General features: G+C 62.6%; 19 protein-coding genes. 10 read left to right on the plus strand and 9 right to left on the minus strand.

Annotated elements, in window-relative coordinates; all coding sequences use genetic code 11:
• The first annotated feature begins 282 nt into the window (after positions 1 to 282).
• The 4 genes from MOV63_RS22525 to MOV63_RS22540 all read left to right on the plus strand — a co-directional run bounded on the left by MOV63_RS22525 (position 283) and on the right by MOV63_RS22540 (position 5,765).
• Positions 283 to 1,236 carry an ornithine cyclodeaminase family protein gene (locus tag MOV63_RS22525; RefSeq protein WP_247037018.1) on the plus strand — a complete coding sequence of 318 codons (954 nt, stop codon included), beginning with the start codon at positions 283 to 285 and terminating at the stop codon, positions 1,234 to 1,236.
• Entirely contained in the window at positions 1,236 to 3,722 is a 2,487-nt protein-coding gene (gene hrpB / locus MOV63_RS22530; RefSeq protein WP_247037020.1) for an ATP-dependent helicase HrpB, read from the plus strand. Before MOV63_RS22525 ends, hrpB begins: the two co-directional genes overlap by 1 nt.
• Before the next feature lie 84 nt (positions 3,723 to 3,806).
• Entirely contained in the window at positions 3,807 to 5,123 is a 1,317-nt protein-coding gene (locus tag MOV63_RS22535; RefSeq protein WP_244447454.1) for an ActS/PrrB/RegB family redox-sensitive histidine kinase, read from the plus strand.
• Positions 5,124 to 5,189: 66 nt separating this feature from the next.
• On the plus strand, positions 5,190 to 5,765 hold the full coding sequence (locus MOV63_RS22540) for an ActR/PrrA/RegA family redox response regulator transcription factor (protein WP_038547487.1): 576 nt from the start codon (positions 5,190 to 5,192) through the stop codon (positions 5,763 to 5,765).
• 1 nt (position 5,766) lies between these two features.
• Here the strand turns inward: MOV63_RS22540 and MOV63_RS22545 are convergent, their stop codons facing one another.
• Positions 5,767 to 6,255 (minus strand): MmcB family DNA repair protein, encoded by a 489-nt coding sequence (locus MOV63_RS22545; protein WP_038549872.1) that lies wholly within the window; start codon positions 6,253 to 6,255, stop codon positions 5,767 to 5,769.
• 179 nt (positions 6,256 to 6,434) lie between these two features.
• Between MOV63_RS22545 and MOV63_RS22550 the strand changes: the two genes are divergently transcribed.
• Positions 6,435 to 7,106 carry a L,D-transpeptidase gene (locus MOV63_RS22550; RefSeq protein WP_038547484.1) on the plus strand — a complete coding sequence of 224 codons (672 nt, stop codon included), beginning with the start codon at positions 6,435 to 6,437 and terminating at the stop codon, positions 7,104 to 7,106.
• 82 nt (positions 7,107 to 7,188) lie between these two features.
• Here the strand turns inward: MOV63_RS22550 and MOV63_RS22555 are convergent, their stop codons facing one another.
• From MOV63_RS22555 to hslV, 8 genes are all read right to left on the minus strand, one after another.
• The gene (locus MOV63_RS22555) at positions 7,189 to 9,360 is read right to left on the minus strand and encodes a malate synthase G (RefSeq protein WP_247037022.1); all 2,172 of its coding nucleotides are present in this window, start codon (positions 9,358 to 9,360) and stop codon (positions 7,189 to 7,191) included.
• Positions 9,361 to 9,473: 113 nt separating this feature from the next.
• Positions 9,474 to 10,394 (minus strand): LysR family transcriptional regulator, encoded by a 921-nt coding sequence (locus MOV63_RS22560; RefSeq protein WP_247037060.1) that lies wholly within the window; start codon positions 10,392 to 10,394, stop codon positions 9,474 to 9,476.
• A gap of 103 nt (positions 10,395 to 10,497) precedes the next feature.
• The gene (locus MOV63_RS22565) at positions 10,498 to 12,525 is read right to left on the minus strand and encodes a hydantoinase/oxoprolinase family protein (protein ID WP_247037024.1); all 2,028 of its coding nucleotides are present in this window, start codon (positions 12,523 to 12,525) and stop codon (positions 10,498 to 10,500) included.
• 63 nt (positions 12,526 to 12,588) lie between these two features.
• The gene (locus MOV63_RS22570; protein ID WP_247037025.1) at positions 12,589 to 14,007 is read right to left on the minus strand and encodes a cytochrome P450; all 1,419 of its coding nucleotides are present in this window, start codon (positions 14,005 to 14,007) and stop codon (positions 12,589 to 12,591) included.
• A gap of 45 nt (positions 14,008 to 14,052) precedes the next feature.
• Positions 14,053 to 14,988 (minus strand): DUF1402 family protein, encoded by a 936-nt coding sequence (locus MOV63_RS22575; RefSeq protein ID WP_247037033.1) that lies wholly within the window; start codon positions 14,986 to 14,988, stop codon positions 14,053 to 14,055.
• Between the two features lie 213 nt (positions 14,989 to 15,201).
• Positions 15,202 to 16,509: an ATP-dependent protease ATPase subunit HslU gene (hslU, locus tag MOV63_RS22580; RefSeq protein ID WP_247037034.1), complete on the minus strand. Its 1,308-nt coding sequence runs from the start codon at positions 16,507 to 16,509 to the stop codon at positions 15,202 to 15,204.
• Complete coding sequence (locus tag MOV63_RS22585) at positions 16,506 to 17,024, minus strand: GNAT family N-acetyltransferase (protein ID WP_247037036.1); 519 nt, start codon at positions 17,022 to 17,024, stop codon at positions 16,506 to 16,508. Before MOV63_RS22585 ends, hslU begins: the two co-directional genes overlap by 4 nt.
• Positions 17,017 to 17,544 carry an ATP-dependent protease subunit HslV gene (gene hslV, locus MOV63_RS22590; protein ID WP_247037038.1) on the minus strand — a complete coding sequence of 176 codons (528 nt, stop codon included), beginning with the start codon at positions 17,542 to 17,544 and terminating at the stop codon, positions 17,017 to 17,019. Before hslV ends, MOV63_RS22585 begins: the two co-directional genes overlap by 8 nt.
• 191 nt (positions 17,545 to 17,735) lie before the next feature.
• Between hslV and hisB the strand changes: the two genes are divergently transcribed.
• Genes hisB through hisF form a run of 5 tightly spaced genes read left to right on the plus strand, consistent with a single transcriptional unit; the run spans position 17,736 to position 21,063 of the window.
• Positions 17,736 to 18,344 (plus strand): imidazoleglycerol-phosphate dehydratase HisB, encoded by a 609-nt coding sequence (gene hisB, locus MOV63_RS22595; protein ID WP_247037062.1) that lies wholly within the window; start codon positions 17,736 to 17,738, stop codon positions 18,342 to 18,344.
• 19 nt (positions 18,345 to 18,363) lie between these two features.
• Complete coding sequence (locus tag MOV63_RS22600) at positions 18,364 to 18,855, plus strand: DUF2628 domain-containing protein (protein ID WP_247037040.1); 492 nt, start codon at positions 18,364 to 18,366, stop codon at positions 18,853 to 18,855.
• Positions 18,855 to 19,505 (plus strand): imidazole glycerol phosphate synthase subunit HisH, encoded by a 651-nt coding sequence (gene hisH / locus MOV63_RS22605; protein WP_247037042.1) that lies wholly within the window; start codon positions 18,855 to 18,857, stop codon positions 19,503 to 19,505. The genes MOV63_RS22600 and hisH overlap by 1 nt, the downstream gene beginning before the upstream one ends.
• Positions 19,506 to 19,534: 29 nt before the next feature.
• Entirely contained in the window at positions 19,535 to 20,278 is a 744-nt protein-coding gene (gene hisA, locus MOV63_RS22610) for a 1-(5-phosphoribosyl)-5-[(5-phosphoribosylamino)methylideneamino]imidazole-4-carboxamide isomerase (protein ID WP_247037044.1), read from the plus strand.
• Entirely contained in the window at positions 20,275 to 21,063 is a 789-nt protein-coding gene (hisF, locus tag MOV63_RS22615; protein WP_038547455.1) for an imidazole glycerol phosphate synthase subunit HisF, read from the plus strand. Before hisA ends, hisF begins: the two co-directional genes overlap by 4 nt.
• Positions 21,064 to 21,066 lie beyond the last annotated feature (3 nt).

Raw genomic sequence — 21,066 nt, forward strand, 5'->3', positions numbered from 1 at the left:
TGCGCCAATCAATCAGTGATTTCTGTAGAACGAAAGTCGTCGTCGCCAGCAGCGCCGCCGCCCTCGTTCAGTGAGCGGGTTATAGTGCCGACCCCAGTTTGAAGTCAACAGGGATTTTCAAAAAACTGTCATTTTTCTCGGGACCTGCCCAAAACGCGCGATTTCCGGCCATAAAATGAGCAGCGCTTAACGAAAGGGCAGCTCTCGAGCGCCGAAAACCCATTTTACGCGGCGATTTCGCGTTGTTAGGGTAAAACCGATTTCTGGCGGCTGGAGTATGACATGCTGGTATTGAATGAAGTGCAGACCCGGGATGCACTCCCCTTTGCGGAACTCATCGCGGCAATCGAAACGATGTTCAAAAGCGACTGCGTCATGCCGGTGCGCCACCATCATGAGATGGAGGTGCCGGGTGAGGCAAATGCGGTCATGCTGCTGATGCCCGCCTGGGTGCCTGGCGACCATATCGGCGTCAAGATCCTCAACCTGTTTCCGGACAATCATCTCCGGTCCCTGTCGACCATCTTCGGCAGCTACCTTCTTTCGTCGGGCAAGACCGGGGAGATGCTGGCGATCGTCGAAGGCGGCGAGCTGACCGCGCGGCGCACCGCCGCGACCTCGGCGCTCGCCGCCCGCTATCTCGCGCGAGAAGATGCCGAGGTCATGCTGATGGTCGGAACCGGCCGGCTTTCGCTCAACTTGATGCAGGCCCATGCGATCACACGGCCGCTCAAACATTTCCGCATCTGGGGACGTCATATAGAGAAGGCCGAAGAGACTGCGCACGAGGCACGGATGCTCGGGCTCGACGCGGCGGCCGTCGAGGATCTTGCCGGCGCGGCCGGACAGGCGGATATTATTTCCTGCGCGACACTATCCAACGAGCCACTGATCCGCGGTGAATGGCTGAAGCCGGGCGCGCATCTGGACCTCGTCGGCGCCTTCAAGCCGGACATGCGCGAGAGCGACGACGAGGCGGTGCGGCGCGCGTCTGTCTTCGTCGATACACGCGCCGGCGCCATGAAGGAAGGTGGCGATATCGTTCTGCCGCTTGCAAGCGGGGCGCTGTCGAAGGAGGGGATCAAGGCGGAACTGGCCGAACTCGCGCATGGAAAACATCCCGGCCGCACAAGCGCGGACGAGATCACGCTCTTCAAGTCGGTGGGCGCAGCGCTCGAGGATCTTGCCGGAGCGATCCTTGCCTATAACCGGGCCAGCGGACAGGTTTCGCGCTGATGACCGCAGCGCAAGGTGCGGGCCCGATCACAAGGAGCCTGCCGAGACTTCCCGTTACCGAAGTGCTGGGCATTATAATGGAAGCGCTGGCCCAAGGCACACGTGCCGTACTCTCAGCACCGCCGGGTGCCGGCAAGACGACGCTCGTGCCACTGGCATTGCTCGACCAGGCCTGGTGCACGGGAAAAATCATCCTGCTCGAACCGCGACGGCTGGCAGCGCGCGCAGCTGCATCCCGGATGGCGTCGCTGCTTGGTGAGCAGGTAGGCGATCGGGTCGGCTACCGGATGCGGCTCGACAATAAGGTCTCGGCGAAGACCCGGATCGAAGTGGTGACAGAAGGCGTTTTCGCCCGGATGATTCTTGACGATCCGGAGCTGAATGGCGTTTCCACGGTTATTTTCGACGAGTTTCACGAGCGATCGCTCGACGCGGATTTCGGTCTGGCACTGGCGCTCGATGTGCAATCGGCATTGCGCGACGATCTCCGGCTCCTCGTCATGTCGGCGACATTGGATGTGGACCGTGTGGCGGGCCTGCTTGGCGAGCCTCCTGTCATCAAGAGCGAAGGCCGGACTTTTCCGATCGACATCCAGCATCGCGACCGCGCCCCGAACGAAAGGATCGAAGACGCGATGACGCGGGCGATCGTCGAGGCGCACGCGAATGACACGGGTTCCATCCTCGCTTTCCTACCGGGCCAGGCGGAAATCCTGCGCACGGCCGAGCGGCTTGCGGGGCGGTTCGGGGCGGAGACCGTGGTGGTGCTGCTTTATGGCAATCTTTCCCAGAGGGAGCAGGATCTGGCGATCAGGCCGGCGCCCGCCGGGCAGCGCAAGATCGTGCTGGCGACGTCGATCGCCGAAACCTCCATTACTATAGACGGAGTCCGGATCGTCATCGACAGCGGGCTGCAGCGCCTACCGGTGTTCGAGCCCTCGACCGGGATCACCCGGCTGGAGACGGTGCGTGTTTCCCGCGCCTCGGCGGATCAGCGGGCGGGTCGAGCCGGCCGTACGGAACCGGGCATCGCGATGCGCCTCTGGCATCCGGGACAGACGGCAGCGCTGCAGGCGTTCACGCCGCCGCAGATATTGGCAAGCGACCTTTCCGGCCTGGTTCTCGATCTAGCCCATTGGGGCGTCCAGGATCCGAAGGGACTTGCGTTTCTCGATCCGCCTCCCGGGCCAGCCTTCAACGAGGCAAAGGTGCTGCTGACCCAGCTCGGCGCACTCGACCCCCAGGGCGGGCTGACGGAAAAGGGCCGGTTGATGCGGGAACTGGCGCTTCCGCCGCGGCTTGCGGCCATGGCGATCTCGGCGGCGGAAGAGGGTTTCGGCAGGCAGGCCTGTCTGCTTGCCGTGCTTCTGACCGAACAGGGGCTCGGCGGCAGCAATATCGATCTCGACGAACGGTTGCGGCGGTTCCGCAACGAACGCGGCGACAGAGCCGATGCGGCCCGTAAACTTGCCGATCGGATCTTCTCGAACCTGCCGAGGCGATCGCAGTCGACGGAAACGGTTCTCGCCGGCCGGCTTCTGCTGCATGCCTATCCGGACCGGATCGCGCTGCAGCGCGGCGGGCGCGGGCGTTTCGTGATGGCGAATGGGCGTGGCGCGGAACTGCAGGAGACCGAGCGGTTGGCGGCATCGCAGATGCTGGTCATCGCCGACCTGACCGGTCGGGCAGCACAGGCGCGTATTCTCGCGGCGGCGGAGATCAGCCGGGCGGATGTGGAAGTGGAGCTTGCCGGCGCAATCCGCGAGAGCGAGGAATGTTTCTTCGACCGGCCCAGCCGGCAGGTGCGCGCCCGCAAGGTGACCCGGCTCGGCGCTATCATCTTCGAAGAAAGGCCACTGCCCCGGCCGAGCGGCGAACGGGCGGCGCAGGCGCTTGCGGACGGCGTGCGGGAACTGGGGCTTCAGGCCCTGCCATTCTCCAAGGAAGGCGCGCAGCTGCGCGACCGGATCGGCTTCCTGAACCGGTCGATCGGCGAGCCTTGGCCGGATATGAGCGACGAGGCGCTGCTCGCCCGACTCGACGACTGGTTCGTTCCCTTCCAGGGCGGTGCATCAGGCATCGATTCCATCAATCCCGGCAGTCTTTCGGAAGGGCTGCGTTCGCTCATTCCGCACGAGGTTTCCCAGAATCTCGCCAAGCTGGCGCCGACGCATTTCGAGGCGCCTACGGGCGAGCGGCATCCGATCCGCTATGATGGCGAGGAGCCGGTCCTGGCGATCCGGGTGCAGGAACTGTTCGGGCTGAAGAAACATCCGGCGATTGCCGGCGGAAAACTGCCGCTGCTGCTCGAACTGAACTCGCCGGCGCATCGGCCGATCCAGACGACACGGGACCTGCCCGGTTTCTGGGCCGGTTCCTGGAAGGATGTGCGGGCCGAAATGCGCGGCCGTTATCCCAAACATCCCTGGCCGGAGGATCCGGCCGAGGCTGCGCCGACGACACGTGCCAAACCGCGCGGGACGTGACAGAATGCCGCCTGCGACCTGAAGTCGAGCCGGTTTATGAAGGCGGCCGCAAGTCACTTGTATAAGGCAAGGTAAGAGCAGACGGTGAGCGTAGACAGTCCTTCAGTGCGTTTTGCGCAATTCGGCCCCTCAAGCCGACGAATTCGGCTTCAGACACTGGTGCGGCTGCGCTGGCTGGCGGTCGCCGGTCAGACGATTACCGTCGTCATCGTCGGGCTGCTACTGCAGTTTCCTCTGCCGCTGCAGGAGGCAGGCATTCTGGTTGGTGCGCTTGCGGTCGCCAACCTCACCCTGTCGGCCTGGTTCCCGCCGACCCATCGGCTTGGCCCGAAATCGGCGCTGGCGCTGCTCGGTTTCGACCTGTTGCAGATGGCAGCGCTGCTGTTCATCACCGGCGGGCTTGCCAACCCCTTTGCGCCGCTGATCTGCGTTCCGGTGATCATCGCCTTCGCGTCTCAGCCGCTGCGCCATTCGCTTGTCCTGATCGTTTTTGCGCTGGTCTGCACCACGGTGCTCGCCTTTTCGCCCTACGCGGTGCCCTGGTATGAGGGCGAACCACTCCGGATCCAGCCGGTCATGCAGCTCGGCGTCTGGTGTTCGATCGCCTCGATGATGATGTTCGCGGCCTTTTATGCCTATCGCGTCAGCCATGAAGCGACGCTGCTCGCCGATGCGCTTGCGGCGACCGAACTGGTCCTGGAGCGGGAAAAGCACCTTTCGCAGCTCGACGGGCTGGCGGCGGCGGCGGCCCATGAGCTCGGCACGCCGCTCGCAACCATCAGCGTCGTCGCCAAGGAGATGGAGCGCGAGCTTGGTCCCGACGACCGGTTCCGCGAGGACGTGCTGCTGCTGCGAAGCCAGAGCGAACGCTGTCGCGATATTCTTCGCCGGCTTACCTCGCTTTCCGCCGAGAGCGAGGAACATATGCGCCGGCTGCCGCTTTCCTCCCTGGTCGAGGAGGTCGTGGCGCCGCATCGGCAATTCGGCATCGAGATCGAACTCGTCGAGAAAAACGACCGGACCAACGAGCCGGTCGGCAACCGCAATGCCGGCATTATATATGGACTCGGCAACCTGATCGAAAACGCGGTCGATTATGCCAAGAGCAAAGTGACCGTCACGGTGGAGCACAATGTCGAGCGGGTGGCGATCACCATCGAGGATGACGGCCAGGGTTATGCGCCGGATATTCTTTCGCGGATCGGCGAACCCTATATGACGAAGAGACCCAAGGAAGACGAACGGGCGGGTGGACTTGGCCTCGGTCTTTTCATCGCCAAGACGCTGCTCGAACGGTCCGGCGCCGCGATCCGCTTCGGCAACCGCGACAGCGGCGAACCGGGCGCCCGCATTGATATCGAATGGCCGCGTTCGGTGATGGACGCGCAGGACTTGAAATAATCCGGCCGGTCGGCCGATCATACCGAAAAGGCAAGCGGGCCTTTGAAACCCGCGGAGACAAAAGAGATGGAAACACACCCGGAACCGACCAAGGTTCATGCCGATCCCGAACTCGGGCCTGACCCTTCGCTGCTGATCGTCGATGACGATGGACCGTTCCTGCGCCGGCTCGCTCGAGCCATGGAGACCCGCGGCTTCCTGGTCGATACGGCAGAGTCCGTCGCGGAAGGTATCGCCAAAACGAAGGCGCGGCCGCCGAAATATGCTGTGGTCGACCTGCGCCTCGGCGACGGCAACGGGCTGGACGTGATCGAGGCGATCCGCCAGAGCCGCGAGGATACCAAGGTGATCGTGCTGACCGGCTACGGCAATATCGCGACCGCCGTGACGGCCGTGAAACTCGGGGCGCTCGACTATCTCGCCAAGCCCGCCGACGCCGACGACATTTTTAGCGCGCTGACCCAGAGGCCGGGCGAGCGGGCTGATGTGCCTGAAAACCCGATGTCGGCGGATCGTGTGCGCTGGGAACATATCCAGCGGGTCTATGAGATGTGCGAACGTAATGTGTCGGAGACGGCGCGGCGGCTCAACATGCATCGCCGCACGCTGCAGCGCATCCTTGCCAAGCGCGCGCCGAAATAAGTCACATCTCGTCGAAACTCTTGCCGGTCGCCCATTCAGCCAGCATCAGGCGCTGGGCGGCGGCACGCGAAAAGTTCAGTGTCATCGCCTTGCGGGTCGCAGGCGGAAGTCTGTGTTCAGGTGCGTCGCGCAGCAGGTGCCCGCCATAACCGTCCGAGAGGAAGAGGCCGCAATCCTCCGGGAAGATGTCGAGCGGCACGTCCTTGTGCGTCGCGAAAAACAGGCGGTCGCAGAAGGCTCGGTATTCCGGCCATTTGCGGTCGACGCGAAAATCCTCGATCGACGTCTTGATCTCGATGATCCAGATCTCGCCCTTTTCCGAAATGGTCACCAGGTCGGCGCGCCTTCCGCTCGACAGCACGAGTTCGGGCAACATCGCGTGCCGCATGTCGTGCAGCAGAATCTGGACGCCCTTGCGGACCAGCATGGCGCGGGCTGACTGCCGCCCATCTATTAACGGATTATTACTGGCAAGGTTGAGTATAGTCATAGAATCCCGAAAAACCGCTTCCATGATGTTGCAAAAACGCCATGGCTTTTTTCAATCATGCGCCGGCTCTGTTTTGATGCGCTGCAGCGCTTGCCAAGCGTAATCTAATCTAAAATAACCCCTGATCAAAGATGGGCGTGCGTCCGTCTCAATCGATTCGTTTTACCCAAGAGATTTCCATGCGCTTTCGCACTAGCATGCTCGCACTCGGCCTGTTGGCAACTGCTGCCTTGGCCGGTTGCGCCTCCACGATTCCCGGCGGCGGCACCCAGGTGGCCACGGCCTCCTATACCGAACAGATCTTCAACGACTCCTACGGTTCGGTGAGAGACGCCGGCTATACGCTTCCGGCGATCCCGATCAACAAGGTGGACAAGCAGTTCGTCCGCCAGATCGTCAGCTATCAGACCAGCGAAAAGCCGGGCACGATCGTCGTCAATACGCGTGAGCGCCATCTCTACTACATCCTGCCGAACGGCAAGGCGATGCGCTACGGCATCGGCGTCGGCAAGCAGGGCTTTGCCTGGTCCGGGACCGCTTACGTCGCCTGGAAACAGGAATGGCCGACCTGGCACCCGCCGAAGGAAATGGCCGGACGTCGTCCGGACGTCGCCAAATACGTCGAAGACGGCATGGGCCCCGGCCTTAGCAATCCGCTCGGTGCGCGCGCCATGTACCTCTTCAACGAAAAGGGCCAGGATACGCTCTTCCGCCTGCACGGCACGCCGGAATGGGCCTCCATCGGCACCGCCGCTTCGTCGGGCTGCATCCGCCTGATCAACCAGGACGTCATCGACCTTTACAGCCGCGTCCGTCCGGGCCGCGAAACCAAGGTCGTCGTAATCCAGTAATCGCGAAATTCGACGAGAATACGAAAAGGCCGCCGAGAGAACTCTCCGGCGGCCTTTTCTTTGCCTGATCTTTGCTCGCCGGTCAGCCGGCGAGCTTGGCTTTCAGTTCCAGACGGCGGCGATGCAGGACCGGCTCTGTATAACCGTTCGGCTGCTCGCGACCCTTGAGCACGAGTTCAAGCGCGGCCTGGAAGGCGACGGAACCGTCGAAATCCCTGGTCATCGGCGTGTAGAGCGGGTCGCCGACATTCTGGCCATCCACGACCCCCGCCATCCGCTTCATCGTCTCGACGATCTGCTCTTCGCTGGTGAGCTTGTGATAGAGCCAGTTCGCCATGTGCTGGGCGGAAATGCGCAGCGTCGCACGGTCTTCCATCAATCCGACATTGTTGATGTCCGGCACCTTCGAACAGCCGACGCCCTGGTCGATCCAGCGGACGACGTAGCCGAGAATGCCCTGCGCATTGTTGTCGAGTTCGCGCTGGATTTCCTCCGGCGTCCAGTTCGGCCGCACCGCGACCGGCACGGAGAGAATGTCCGACAGTTTGGCACGGGTGCGGCTCTTCAGACCGGCCTGGACGGCGGCAACGTCGACCTTGTGATAGTGGGTGGCGTGCAACGTGGCCGCCGTCGGCGATGGAACCCAGGCAGTGTTGGCGCCGGCCTTCGGATGAGCAATCTTCTGCTCCAGCATCGCCGCCATCAGGTCCGGCATGGCCCACATGCCCTTGCCGATCTGCGCATGCCCGGACAGGCCGCATTCGAGGCCGATATCGACATTCCAGTTCTCGTAGGCGGCGATCCAGGCCGCCTGTTTCATGTCGCCCTTGCGGATCATCGGGCCGGCTTCCATCGAGGTGTGAATCTCGTCGCCGGTGCGGTCGAGGAAGCCGGTATTGATGAACACGACGCGCTCGCGGGCCTCGCGGATGCAGGCCTTGAGATTGATCGTGGTGCGGCGTTCCTCGTCCATGATGCCCATTTTCATGGAATTGGTCGGAAGGCCGAGCGCCTGTTCGACGCGGGTAAAAATCTCGCAGGCGAAAGCGACCTCTTCCGGCCCGTGCATCTTCGGCTTCACCACATACATGGAGCCGGCCCGCGAATTCTGGCGACGGCCGTTTGGGCCGATATCGTGGATCGCAATCAGCGCCGTAATCATGGCGTCCATGATGCCTTCCGGAACTTCCCTGCCCTCGCTGTCCAAAACCGCCGGATTGGTCATCAGGTGCCCGACATTGCGGATCAGCATCAGCGAGCGGCGCTTGACCGTGACATCACCGCCGGCAGGCGCCTTGAACGTCGTGTCGGGGTTGAGCTTGCGGATGAAGGACTTGCCGCCCTTGGCCACCTCTTCCTGAAGGTCGCCGTTCATCAGGCCGAGCCAGTTGCGGTAGACGACGACCTTGTCCTCGGCATCGACGGCTGCGATCGAATCCTCGCAGTCCATGATCGCGGTGATCGCCGATTCCAGCCAGACATCCGAAATCCGGGCCGGATCGTCCCTGCCGATCGCCGTCGTGGGATCGATCAGGATTTCGATATGCAGGCCGTTCTTCGTCAGCAGCAGATGGGTCGGCTGGGCCGGCTCACCAAGATAGCCGGCAAACTGAGCCGGATCGGCGAGATTGACGGTCTTGCCGTCCTGAGCAGCAGCCGTGAGCTTGCCGCCGGTGACGACAAAGGAGGTCACGTCGGTCCAGCTCGCGCCGGAAAGCGGCACGGACTGATCGAGGAAGTCACGCGCCCAGGCAATGACCTTGGCGCCACGGACCGGGTTGTAACCCTTGCCCTTTTCGGCTCCCTCGGTCTCGGGAATGGCGTCGGTACCATAAAGCGCATCGTAGAGCGAACCCCAGCGGGCGTTGGCGGCATTCAGCGCGTACCGGGCATTCATGACCGGAACGACGAGCTGCGGGCCGGCGATCTCGGCGATTTCCGGATCGACCCTATCGGTCGAGACCGTGAAATCCGGTCCCTCCGGCAACAGGTAACCGATGTCGCGCAGAAAGGCTTCGTAAACCGCAAGATCGCTGGGCGCTCCGTTCTTGCGATACCATTCGTCGAGCTTGACCTGAAATGCGTCGCGTTTGGCGAGAAGCTCGCGATTCTTCGGCGCCAGGTCGTGGACGATCTTCGAAAACTCGGAAAAGAAGCGGTCGGCATCGACACCCGTCGACGGCAGCGCTTCCTTCACCAGGAAGTCGTGGAGCTTTTCATCGATTGCGAGACCATTTTTTTCGACGCGGGCCATCGGTTCCTCCGAATTTTTCATGCCGCCAACTGTCTTTGTTAGCGAGCAAAATTGCAATTGCACAAATATTGAATGACTTATGCCTTATCGGAAACAATCTGCACCGTTAGCAGCTATTTCCAGCTCGCATCCAGGGAATGCCGTTCCCAATAAGGCACCGGCCCGTAAAGTTCGGCAAGATATTCGATGAAGGCGCGGACCTTGGACGGGAGATGTTGCCGGCTCGGATAGACCGCCGAGACCGAGATGTTCTTGGAGCCCTCATATCCGGGCATCACCATCACCAGCCGCCCGTCCTTGAGCTCGTTGCCGATATCCCAGGTGGATCTTAGCGCGATGCCGAGGCCGGCGATTACCGCTTCGCGGATGACTTCGCTCGAATTTGTGTTCAGCATCCCGGCCGGCCGGTAGACCAGCGGACCTTTGGGACCTTCCAGCCTCCAGGGCTCGCCGTTATGGGCCGTGAGACAGTGATGGTTTGCCAGCTCCTCAATGCTTGTCGGAGCGCCGTGCCGCGCGATGTAGGAGGGAGAGGCGCAGAGAATGCGTCGGACCTGCACAAGCTTGCGGGCGACAAGGCTCGAATCTTTCAGCTCGGATATGCGGATCGCCACGTCAAAACCCTGGGCGATGATATCCGTGAACTCGTCCGACAGCATCAGGTCGATCGACAGATGCGGGTTTGCCTGCATGAATGCCGGCAAATGAGGCGCGATATGCATCCGCCCGAATGAAGTCGGCGCGGAGATCCGCAGATTGCCGGCGATCTCGGTCGACCGGCCCGAGACGAACTGCTCGGCATCCTCGATCCCGGTCAGGACGTTGGCGATCCTGTCGTAAAAACCCTTGCCGGCGTCGGTCATCCCGACCTGGCGGGTGGTCCGCTGCAGGAGCCGCGTCCCCAGCTGCTCCTCCAGCCTCTTGATACGCTTGGAAACCACTGCCGGCGAAATGCCGAGACTCTTTGCCGCCGCCGACATGTTTCCGGTGGCCGCCACTTTGACGAAGATTTCCAGATCGGCGAGATTGGTGATCACTGCAGTTTTTCCCGGCTGGAATAAATGCCGGCCAACTTACGCCCTTTTGAAGAGAGCTTAAAGGTGGTCCACACCCCCAGCGTCGAGGAGCATGGGCCGGCTAAGCGACCTGAAAAACAGCTATCCTCGGCCGACCGACAGCCACGGCAGTAATCCGTGCCTCGATGAGCTTTCGCGAGCCCTCGATTTCCGGCGCATCCAGTTCTTCCGAGACGGTCACGGCGGCGTCCTTGGCGCCATCCGCATTCGCCTGCGCCAGCGCGGCTGTGATTGCACGGCCACGGGCCGTTGCCAGTGCTTCCGTTTCGCCGATGACGGCAATCCGCTCGCCCGCGCCGGACACTATAAACCGGCCCTCTTCCGGGGAAGTGACGACAATGGTGACGCTGGCACGGACCTGGCCGACCACCGCTCCGATGGCGTTCGCGACATCGGCATCGCCCGGAATGACCGACTGCGCGCCCAGCATATCCGCGACCGCCGGATAATAGACGGGTGCCGAAGCGCCGAGCCCGATCAGCGGGCGATCCAGCGAGACGGAGAACCGCGCGATGCCAGGGACCCGTTTCAGCGCTCGGTCGACGGCAAGCGAAACCGCGGGATCGATGGCTTCGGCGCCGTCTTCGGAAAGGCAGGCCGCGAGCACCGCTTCAGACGACTGGCGCGTCAGCCGGCTCACGATCTTCTCAGCCAGATCTTCCGGGGAAGCGGCGATCTCGCGCCCCGCGCCATCCTTGCGCCGGGCAGCAAGCTCCAGCCCCAGCCTTGCGGCCTCTTCGCGCCATTGGCTCTGGCGGCCAAGCACATGCAATGCATCGGAAGGGGTGATGCCGCAGAGATGCACCAGCCCTCTTGCAACCAGCCGATCGAGAACCGCCCTTTGCGAATTCATCGTCAGCAGATCGTTGAGCGAAACCGGTACCACGCCGATGCGGGCAAAAAGCGCCTGTTCCGGCGGTTGCAGGCCCTGGGCCAGGACATCCGGCACACCGGTTCGCACCGCAAAGCGGCCGTCGTGCCGCCCGGCATGGCTGGCGCGCAGCTGCTTTTCCAGCGTCGACAGGATGATCTCGCCATGCGCCATCGCGGCAAGGCTGAGCGGCAGAAGCCGGCGTGGACCGAGGGTGAGCCGGGCTTCGAGGCCGCGATCGTCGATATGGACTTCGGAATCGCCGCCGAGCCCGTAGGTGCGCAGCGCCACCGCCTCCACCATCGTGCGATGACCGCCGACCACGGCGCCTTCTTCCGCCAGCTTCGGCCGCCCGCCATCGAGAACCGCGACATCGGTCGTCGTGCCGCCAATATCGGAGACCACAGCCTGATCGAGCCCGGTCAGGAAGTGGGCGCCGACAAGGCTTGCGGCGGGGCCGGAGAGGATGGTCTCAATCGGCCGCAACCGGGCCTCGGCAGCGGAGATCAGCGCGCCATCGCCGCGCACCACCATCATCGGCGCCGCGATGCCGCGCGCGGCCAGAAAGCCCTCGCAGGAGCCGACCAACCGGTCGATGATCGACACCAGCCGGGCGTTCAGAAGCGTCGTCAACGCGCGGCGAGGACCGCCGAGTTTCGACGAAAGCTCGTGGCTGCAGGTGACGGGCAGATGCGAAAGCGCGCGAATACGGTCCCTCACCCGGACTTCATGAGCCGGATTCCGGACGGCAAAATAACCAGCGACCGCAAAGGAAGACACTGTTTCGCAAAGCGTCGGCACAGCCGCCTCCAGAGCCGCCATGTCGAGCAGCGTCTCGTTGCCGTGCACATCGTGGCCTCCGGGCAGGAAGATCACCGGATCATTTCCCAGTGCCTCCGCAAGTCCGCCGCGGGCCAGATCCTCCGCAGTAAAGCCGATCATGATCAGGGCGGCACGACCACCCTGCCCTTCGACCAGCGCGTTCGTGGCAAGCGTCGTCGACAGTGAAACCAAGCCTATAGCCGAAGCGGAGACTGCGCTTTTTTCCAGCACCGCATCAACGGCGCCGGCAATACCGACCGCCAGATCATGCCTGGTCGTCAGCGATTTCGCCTTGGCGATAACGCCTTCGCCGTCGCGGAACAGCACCGCATCCGTATAGGTGCCGCCGGTATCAATCCCGAGAAGGAGGGGGCCGGAAGGAAAGGAAAAGGCCACGCGAAAATCCTGAAGATCGGTCCATGGGATCTATACCGATCAATAGCGCATGGCGGGCAAAGATCAATTCACCAGCGGAGACCTCTGATGTCGCGGACTGACCCGCATGAGCAGACCGTCGCGCGGCTGGGTGGTCAACTTCTGGACCGGCCAGACCTTGGTTTCCGGCGTGACATCGAAACGATAGCGGCCCATCAGCACCGCAAGCGCGATCACTGCCTCCTGAAGGGCGAAGGTCGCGCCGATACAGGTGCGGGGGCCTGCGCCGAAAGGCAGATACTGAAACCGGTTCAGCTTGCCGCGGTTCTCGGGCAGGAAACGCTCGGGCATGAAGGCGCGCGGCTTGTCCCAATAAAGCTCGTGGCGGTGCAGCGTCCAGGGCATGACCAGCACGGTTACCCCGGCATCGATCCTGATCGTCTTGCCTTCCGGGCTCGTCCAGCTGTCGTCGCTGATCGCCTCCCGGTTGATCGACGGCGCCGGCGGATAGAGCCGCAATGCCTCTTCGAACGCCGCCCGCACCCAGGGCATCAGCTCCAGCCATTCGACCGGATCGGCGCCGGACGCCAGAACGCGGTCGATCTCCTCTTCCATGGCCTGCCGCACCGACGGCGACTCCGCCACGCAATAAAGCGTCCAGGCGAGCGCCCGGGCCGTCGTCTCATGGCCGGCGCCGATGAAGGTGAGAATATTGTCCTCGATCTCGTCCATCGTCAGCCCGTCGGGACCGGCCAGCTGAAGCAGCAGCGTCAGGAAATCCTGCGGCACGTCGCCCGGATGTTTGCGCATCCGCTCCTGCCGCATCAGCATGGTTTCGGCAACCACGCGCCGGAACTTGTCGAGTATCCGCCTGCCGCCGACGCGGGTGACGCGCGGCACCCAGGGCGGGGCGCGCAGCATGTCCATCGGGTCGATTCGGCCCATGCGATGCAGAAGCTGGTCGACATCGTCCGCAACCGTTTCCTTGTTTCCGGCGATCTCGCCGGAAAACAGGGTTTCCGCGAGGATGGCATAGGTCAGTTCCGTCATGTCGACGGAAATATCGCGGACCGCGCCACCGGCGCCGGCCGCGGCATATTTCCTTGAAAACTCCTCGGTCTGGTTCAGCATCTGGCCGGCAAAACCGCGGGAATGTTTTGGCGTGAAAACCGGCGCCATCGCCTTGCGGCTACGTTTCCAGACCTCGCCTTCCGCCGTCAGAAGGCCGTCCCGCAAGATCGGGCGAAGCACGAGCTGGCGGATTTCCGACATGACGTAATTGCTGACATTGTCCACCAGAATGTGCCGGATGAGGCCTGGATGATTGACGATCAGCGTCCGTTCCTTGAAGAACTTCGTCTCGAGCCAGGGCAGCGTGTAGGAAACCTTGCCCCAGAGCTCCAACGGATTGCGGAGCGCAGTCCAGATGACCTCGATCGGGCTCAGCAGCCGATCCCGATGCGGAGGTGCCGGCGGAACGAAGGGTTCGGGGCGGATGTCCATGGACGAGCCCTCCTCAGGGGTTTCCTATGGAGGGAATATCCGCCGTCAGAGGAGAGATTTCAACTCGGCGAGCTTGTCGTTGACCAGCCAGCCGTAATAATTCTCCTCCGGCAGGCCACCGCGGGCGGCAAGTGCTGCGGCGCGCTGCGCCGAACCGCCGGTATTGTAGAGCGTCGCCGTGATGCCGGGATTGCGGGAGATATCCATGCCTGCAATCGACTTGTAGTCGTCGATCGAGCGGCGGATATTGGCCGCCATATAGGCGAGCGACTTGTCCGGGTCCATGATCGCGTCATAAACCGCAGCCGCCTTGTTCTCGTCGAGCTTCGGGTAACCGGAATTCCTGGCCACCATGTCCGACAGCATCAGCGCCGTCAGCGGATTGACCTGGCCAAGGCCAAAGGTCTGGCCGGCATAGAAGGGCTGGAAGAAGACCGCACTGAAGCGATTGTCCGGAAACGAGGTGCCGCCGACCGAGCGGCCGCGAAAACTCTTTTCCCAGACGCCTTCACGGCAGGTCCAGAGCTTGTAGGAATCGGCAAAATCGTCGCATTTGCCGAATTCCGGCCGGTCGAGGAACTGCTGGATGCTCTCGTCGCCATAACCGAAGCGGAAACTGTTGCCGGCATAGGCGGCCGCCTTGACATAATAGGTCTGCAGCCGGTCGTAGGCATCGACATTATAGGTGTGTTCGCCGACGATCGCGCCGATCATATGGATCGGATCGATGCCATAATCGGCGGCCGTCGACTTGATCTTGGCGATCAGCTTCTTGTCGGAAGCAAGCAGGTCGCGGATCTTCTCGTATTTGTCATCGAAGGTGGTGCGGCCGGCGCGCGTCCGGCGTACCGAGGCACCCGGAACCTTCGGTTGTTCCGCGTGACGATTTCCTTCGGGAACCATCGTGAGGCCGCCTGCAAGCGCGGAAGAAGCCGCGGACGTCGCGACGACAAGGATCAGGGCCAGAAGGATGCGTTTCAAGATTTGCGTGTCCCAGGACTTCGACCATGCCGATCTCCGGCACCGAATGCTTAAAGCCATTCCAGACCGACTCACTCAAGCGTCGGATATTTTCCATGAAAACGCGCTTCCCTTACGCGAGGCGCAAGGACCATGTCGAGACGCGGGCGTTCAAAATCCCGTCAGCACCCGCAAATGAGCAGCCGGACGTTGCCCGGCTGCCACGATTGCCGCTCAGAGAATATAGCGCGACAGATCGGTGTCGGCGGCGAGATCGCCAACATGCTTCTTGACGTATTCCGCATCGATCGTCACCGCGGTTCCGCCCTGATCGGGCGCGTTGAACGAGATTTCGTCAAGCACCCGCTCCATCACGGTCTGCAGCCGGCGGGCACCTATATTCTCGACCGAAGAGTTGAGATGCACGGCGACATCCGCCAGAGCGTCGATCGCGTCGGCCGTAAAATCGAGCGTCAGCTCTTCCGTTTCCATCAGAGCCTTGTACTGGCGGATGAGGCTTGCCTCGGTTTCCGTCAGGATGCGGCGGAAGTCCTCCTTGGTGAGTGGCCTCAGCTCAACCCGGATCGGCAGGCGGCCCTGGAGTTCCGGCAGGAGATCGGAGGGCTTCGAGACGTGGAAGGCGCCCGAGGCGATGAACAGGATGTGATCGGTCTTCACCGGTCCGTATTTGGTGGAGACCGTGGTGCCTTCGACCAGCGGCAGCAGGTCGCGCTGTACGCCTTCGCGGGACACACCGGCGCCCATGCCGCCGTCACGGGCGGCGATCTTGTCGATCTCGTCGAGGAAGACGATGCCGTCATTTTCGACCGAGCGAACGGCTTCGCGCTGGATGACCTCGTTGTCGATCAGCTTGTCGGATTCGTCGCGGATCAGCTCGCCATAAGATTTCTTGACGGTGGTACGGACCTTCTTGGTGCGGCCGCCCATCGCCTTGCCGAACATTTCCGACAGGTTCAAGACGCCGATATTGGCGCCCGGCATGCCGGGGATTTCGAAGCCGGGCATGCCCGAGCCGGTGTCAGTGACCTCGATGTCGATTTCCTTGTCGTCGAGCTCGCCGGCCCTCAGCTTCTTGCGGAAACTTTCGCGGGTGGCTGGCGAGGACGTGGCGCCGACCAATGCGTCGAGCACCCGTTCCTCGGCGCTCATATGGGCTTTCGCCTGCACGTCGGCGCGCATCTTGTCGCGCACGAGGCCGATGCCGATCTCGACAAGATCGCGGATGATCTGCTCGACATCGCGGCCGACATAACCGACTTCGGTGAACTTGGTCGCTTCGACCTTGATGAAGGGCGCGCCGGCGAGTTTCGCCAGGCGACGCGATATCTCCGTCTTGCCGACGCCGGTCGGGCCGATCATCAGGATGTTCTTAGGCATCACTTCGTCGCGCAGGCTCTCGTCGAGCTGGTGACGGCGCCAACGGTTGCGCAGCGCGATCGCCACCGCGCGCTTGGCGTCGTGCTGGCCGATGATGTGCCGATCCAGCTCGGAGACGATTTCCCGGGGTGAAAAGTTACTCATGTCAAATCCGTTTCTTGGCTTGCGTCCAGCGCCATGAAATGGGCCGGACCGTATATGGATGTCCTGGTGTCGACGTAGCGGAAGCCGGCCTTCTCGTAGGCGCGGATCGCCTGGGCGTTTTCCGGATCGGGATCGATGACGATCCTTCTTGCGCCGTCTTCGAAAAGCTCGTCCACGAGCTGGCGGATGATCGCGCTTCCATGGCCGATGCCGACCAACTCCGGAGGGCCGATCGAGATATCGATGCCGAGCGTGCCTTTCGGCTGATCCTGATAGGGATGACCCTCTTCAAGATGCGGATCGTAATATTGGAGATAGGCAATCGGCCTGCCGTCCAGTTCCACGATCATCGGCCGGGTCTCGACGCTGGTCATCGAGTATTCGATGCTGGCCAGTTCCTCATCGACCGCACCCCACCATTTCGCGATATGCGGCTCGGCGAGCCAGGTCGCCAGCAGAGGAAAATCCTCTGCTGCGACATCACGAAACGCGTAGCGGGGGGCGCTGTCAGCCATCGGCGTCCAGCGATTCGATGACCAGGTTGTGGTTGGTGTAGACACAGATATCGGCAGCGATATCGAGAGCTTTCCTAGCGATCTCTTCGGCCGACTTGTCCGAATCCATCATCGCGCGCGCCGCGGCATAAGCATAGTTGCCGCCCGACCCGATCGCGATCGTTCCGTGCTCCGGTTCCAGCACGTCACCGTTGCCGGTAACCGCCAGTGTCGTCGATTTGTCGGCGACCAGCATCATCGCTTCGAGATTGCGCAGGTACTTGTCCGTGCGCCAGTCCTTGGCAAGCTCGACGGCGGCACGCATCAGCTGGCCCGGATATTGTTCGAGCTTCTTCTCGAGCCGATCGAGCAGCGTGAAGGCATCAGCGGTCGCGCCGGCGAAACCGGCGATCACTTCGCCCTTGCCGATGCGCCGCACTTTGCGGGCATTGCCCTTCATCACGGTCTGGCCAAGGCTCACCTGGCCGTCGCCAGCCATGATGACCTTGCCGCCTTTCCGAACAGTAATAATGGTTGTCATAAGGCACCTGTTGGCCCGTCCTGCGGGCATTGGTTTTCAGAGCATTTCCGCCCCGTTGGGCATTTATGTAAGTCGGTCCAGGGCGAATGCAATCTCATGACGCAATGCCGCCGCCACGGCCCTGCTTTTGCTGGATATTTGGCGTCGTGCCTGATAAGGGAGCGCAGATCGATCGCATGGAGCAGACCCAGATGGGTGAGACGACAACCGCACGCGTGGGCAACATCGTCCGCAAGACCAACGAAACCTCCGTTTCCGTTTCCGTCAATCTCGACGGCACCGCCGCGGCCAGGATTTCCACGGGCGTCGGCTTCTTCGACCATATGCTGGACCAACTTTCGCGACATTCGCTGATCGACATGGACATCGAGGTCACCGGCGATCTGCATATCGACGACCACCACACGGTGGAAGACACCGGTATCGCGATCGGCCAGGCAATCTCCAAGGCGCTCGGCGACCGTCGCGGTATCAACCGCTACGCCTCGCTCGACCTTGCCATGGACGAGACCATGACCAAGGCGGCCATCGACGTTTCCGGCCGGCCGTTCCTGGTCTGGAACGTCGCGTTCAGCGCCCCGAAGATCGGCACGTTCGATACGGAGTTGGTGCGGGAATTTTTTCAGGCGCTTGCCCAGAATGCCGGCATCACGCTGCATGTGCTGAACCATTACGGCGCCAACAATCATCATATCGCCGAGACCTGCTTCAAAGCCGTGGCGCGGGCACTTCGCGCCGCCATTGAAATCGACCCGCGGCAGGCCAATCGCGTTCCTTCGACCAAGGGAATGCTGGTCTGACTGCTTGAGGAGACGATCCTTGAGAAGCTATCTCGTTCTGACACCGCCCAATGACCCGCGAAGCGGACCCGAGAGGGATCTCCAGTCGATCCTCGTTCTGCCGGACGGGTTTTCCTGGCTCGCGTTGTTGTTCCCGTGGATATGGCTACTGTTCAACCGGCTATGGATTGCCGGGATCGTGGTTCTGCTGATCCAGATCGGCAGCGGCATCCTGATGCAGGTTCCTGGCTTCTGGACCGCCGGCCTGCTGCTTGGTTTCGCCACCAGCCTGCTCACGGCACTCGAGGGCCGACATTATCGTGCCGAAGCGCTGATCCGTCGCGGCTGGACGCTGGAAACGGTGATCTCCGCCCACGATCTGCGTACGGCCGAGGAGATCTATTTCTCCGGCCTGCCGCAACCGGAACAACAACCAATGCCGGTTTCGGCCGAGTGGGCAAAGCAGGCAAAGCCGCCCGCCGCCGGATGGCAGGCCCCACACATGGGCCTTTTCGAACATGGAGGACGCTGATGCGCGTCGCAATCATCGACTACGGGTCCGGCAACCTCCGTTCCGCGACCAAGGCTTTTGAGCGGGCCGCCCGGGAAGCCGGCATCAACGCCGTGATCGACCTGACCGACAAGGCCGAAGCGGTGGCCACCGCCGATCGTATCGTGCTGCCAGGCGTCGGCGCCTACGCGGATTGCAGCGCCGGCCTCGCCGCCGTGCCGGGCATGCGGGAAGCCATCCTCGACGTCGTCGAGCACAAGGGCCGCCCTTTCCTCGGCATCTGCGTCGGCATGCAGCTGATGTCGTCGCGGGGGCTTGAAAAGACGATCACCGACGGATTCGGCTGGATCGAAGGCGATGTCGTCGAGATGACGCCTTCCGATCCCAGCCTTAAGATCCCGCAGATCGGCTGGAACACGCTCGATATCCATCACCCCCACCCGCTGTTTGACGGCATCCCGACCGGGTCGGACGGCCTGCACGCCTATTTCGTGCATTCCTACCATCTGGCGGCCAAGCACCGCAGCGACGTGATCGCGACCACCGAGTACGGCGGTTCGATGACCGCGTTCGTCGGCCGCGACAATGTGGCGGGTTCTCAGTTTCACCCTGAGAAAAGCCAGACACTAGGGCTTGCCCTCATCTCCAATTTCCTGCGCTGGAAGCCCTAAGCTCGCGCGAACTCTCAAGGACCGAAGACATGATCCTCTTTCCTGCAATCGACCTGAAGGACGGCCAGTGCGTGCGCCTCAAGCTCGGCGATATGGACCAGGCCACCGTCTACAATCCCGATCCCGCAGCCCAGGCCAAGGCTTTCGAGGACCAGGGGTTCGAATGGCTGCATGTGGTTGACCTGAACGGCGCCTTCGCGGGGACAAGCGTCAACGGCGCCGCCGTCGACGCGATCCTGAAAGCCACGAAGAACCCCGTGCAGCTCGGCGGCGGCATTCGCACACTCGATCATATCGAAAACTGGCTGGCACGCGGGCTAACCCGCGTCATCCTCGGCACCGTCGCGGTGCGCGATCCGGCGCTGGTCATCGAGGCCTGCAGGCAGTTTCCGGGCAAGGTCGCCGTCGGCATCGACGCCAAGGGCGGCAAGGTCGCGGTCGAGGGCTGGGCGGAAGCGTCCGAACTCGGCGTCATCGAGCTGGCAAAGAAATTCGAAGGCGCCGGCGTTTCGGCGATCATCTATACCGACATCGACCGCGACGGCATTCTGGCCGGCATCAATTGGGCGTCGACGCTGGAACTCGCCGATGCCATCTCCATTCCGGTGATCGCATCGGGCGGGCTTGCCTCGCTCGACGATATCAGCCGCATGCTGGAGCCGGATGCGGCCCGGCTCGAAGGCGCGATTTCCGGCCGTGCGCTTTATGACGGCCGTATCGATCCCAAACAGGCCCTGGCCCTGATCCGCTCCAGACAAGGACGTGCCGCATGACCCTCAAAGCCCGCGTCATCCCCTGCCTGGACGTCAAGGACGGCCGCGTCGTGAAAGGCGTCAACTTCGTCGACCTGATCGATGCCGGCGATCCCGTCGAGGCTGCGAAAGCCTACGACGCTGCCGGTGCCGACGAGCTCTGCTTCCTCGACATCACCGCCTCCTCCGACAATCGCGAGACGATCTTCGACGTCGTCGCCCGTACCGCCGACCATTGCTTCATGCCGCTCACCGTCGGCGGCGGCGTGCGTGCCGTCGGCGATATCCGCAAGCTGCTGCTGGCCGGCGCCGACAAGGTCGCGATCAACTCGGCGGCGGTCAACAATCCGGACTTCGTGGCTGAGGCCGCCGACAAGTTCGGCAACCAGTGCATCGTCGTGTCGATCGACGCCAAGCGGCGGCGTTCCCAAGCCGTCGGTGGCGACAATTTGAGCGCCTGGGAGATCTATACGCATGGTGGCCGCAACGCGACCGGCATCGATGCCGTCGAGTTCGCCGTCAAGATGGTCGAGCGCGGCGCCGGCGAGCTGCTCGTCACCTCCATGGACCGGGACGGCACCAAGAGCGGCTACGACCTGGAGCTGACGCGGATGATCGCCGACAGCGTCAGGGCACCGGTCATCGCGTCGGGCGGGGTCGGAAACCTGGACGACATGGTCGCCGGCATCAAGCAGGGCCACGCGACGGCGGTCCTGGCCGCATCGATTTTCCACTTCGGGACCTATACGGTCGGTCAGGCAAAACACTATATGGCAGAGCACGGCATTGCCATGCGGCTCGACTGAGCG

It is taken from the genome of Neorhizobium sp. SHOUNA12A (genome assembly GCF_023006505.1).
Taxonomy (GTDB): Bacteria; Pseudomonadota; Alphaproteobacteria; order Rhizobiales; family Rhizobiaceae; genus Neorhizobium.

Bases quoted from the DNA above. Each gene is read 5' to 3' on its own strand.
- MOV63_RS22525 (WP_247037018.1), top strand. From the start codon at position 283: ATGCTGGTATTGAATGAAGTGCAGACCCGGGATGCACTCCCCTTTGCG.
- hrpB (WP_247037020.1), top strand. From the start codon at position 1,236: ATGACCGCAGCGCAAGGTGCGGGCCCGATCACAAGGAGCCTGCCGAGA.
- MOV63_RS22540 (WP_038547487.1), top strand. From the start codon at position 5,190: ATGGAAACACACCCGGAACCGACCAAGGTTCATGCCGATCCCGAACTC.
- MOV63_RS22545 (WP_038549872.1), bottom strand. From the start codon at position 6,255: ATGACTATACTCAACCTTGCCAGTAATAATCCGTTAATAGATGGGCGG.
- MOV63_RS22550 (WP_038547484.1), top strand. From the start codon at position 6,435: ATGCGCTTTCGCACTAGCATGCTCGCACTCGGCCTGTTGGCAACTGCT.
- MOV63_RS22555 (WP_247037022.1), bottom strand. From the start codon at position 9,360: ATGGCCCGCGTCGAAAAAAATGGTCTCGCAATCGATGAAAAGCTCCAC.
- MOV63_RS22570 (WP_247037025.1), bottom strand. From the start codon at position 14,007: ATGGACATCCGCCCCGAACCCTTCGTTCCGCCGGCACCTCCGCATCGG.
- hslU (WP_247037034.1), bottom strand. From the start codon at position 16,509: ATGAGTAACTTTTCACCCCGGGAAATCGTCTCCGAGCTGGATCGGCAC.
- MOV63_RS22585 (WP_247037036.1), bottom strand. From the start codon at position 17,024: ATGGCTGACAGCGCCCCCCGCTACGCGTTTCGTGATGTCGCAGCAGAG.
- hslV (WP_247037038.1), bottom strand. From the start codon at position 17,544: ATGACAACCATTATTACTGTTCGGAAAGGCGGCAAGGTCATCATGGCT.
- hisB (WP_247037062.1), top strand. From the start codon at position 17,736: ATGGGTGAGACGACAACCGCACGCGTGGGCAACATCGTCCGCAAGACC.
- hisH (WP_247037042.1), top strand. From the start codon at position 18,855: ATGCGCGTCGCAATCATCGACTACGGGTCCGGCAACCTCCGTTCCGCG.
- hisA (WP_247037044.1), top strand. From the start codon at position 19,535: ATGATCCTCTTTCCTGCAATCGACCTGAAGGACGGCCAGTGCGTGCGC.
- hisF (WP_038547455.1), top strand. From the start codon at position 20,275: ATGACCCTCAAAGCCCGCGTCATCCCCTGCCTGGACGTCAAGGACGGC.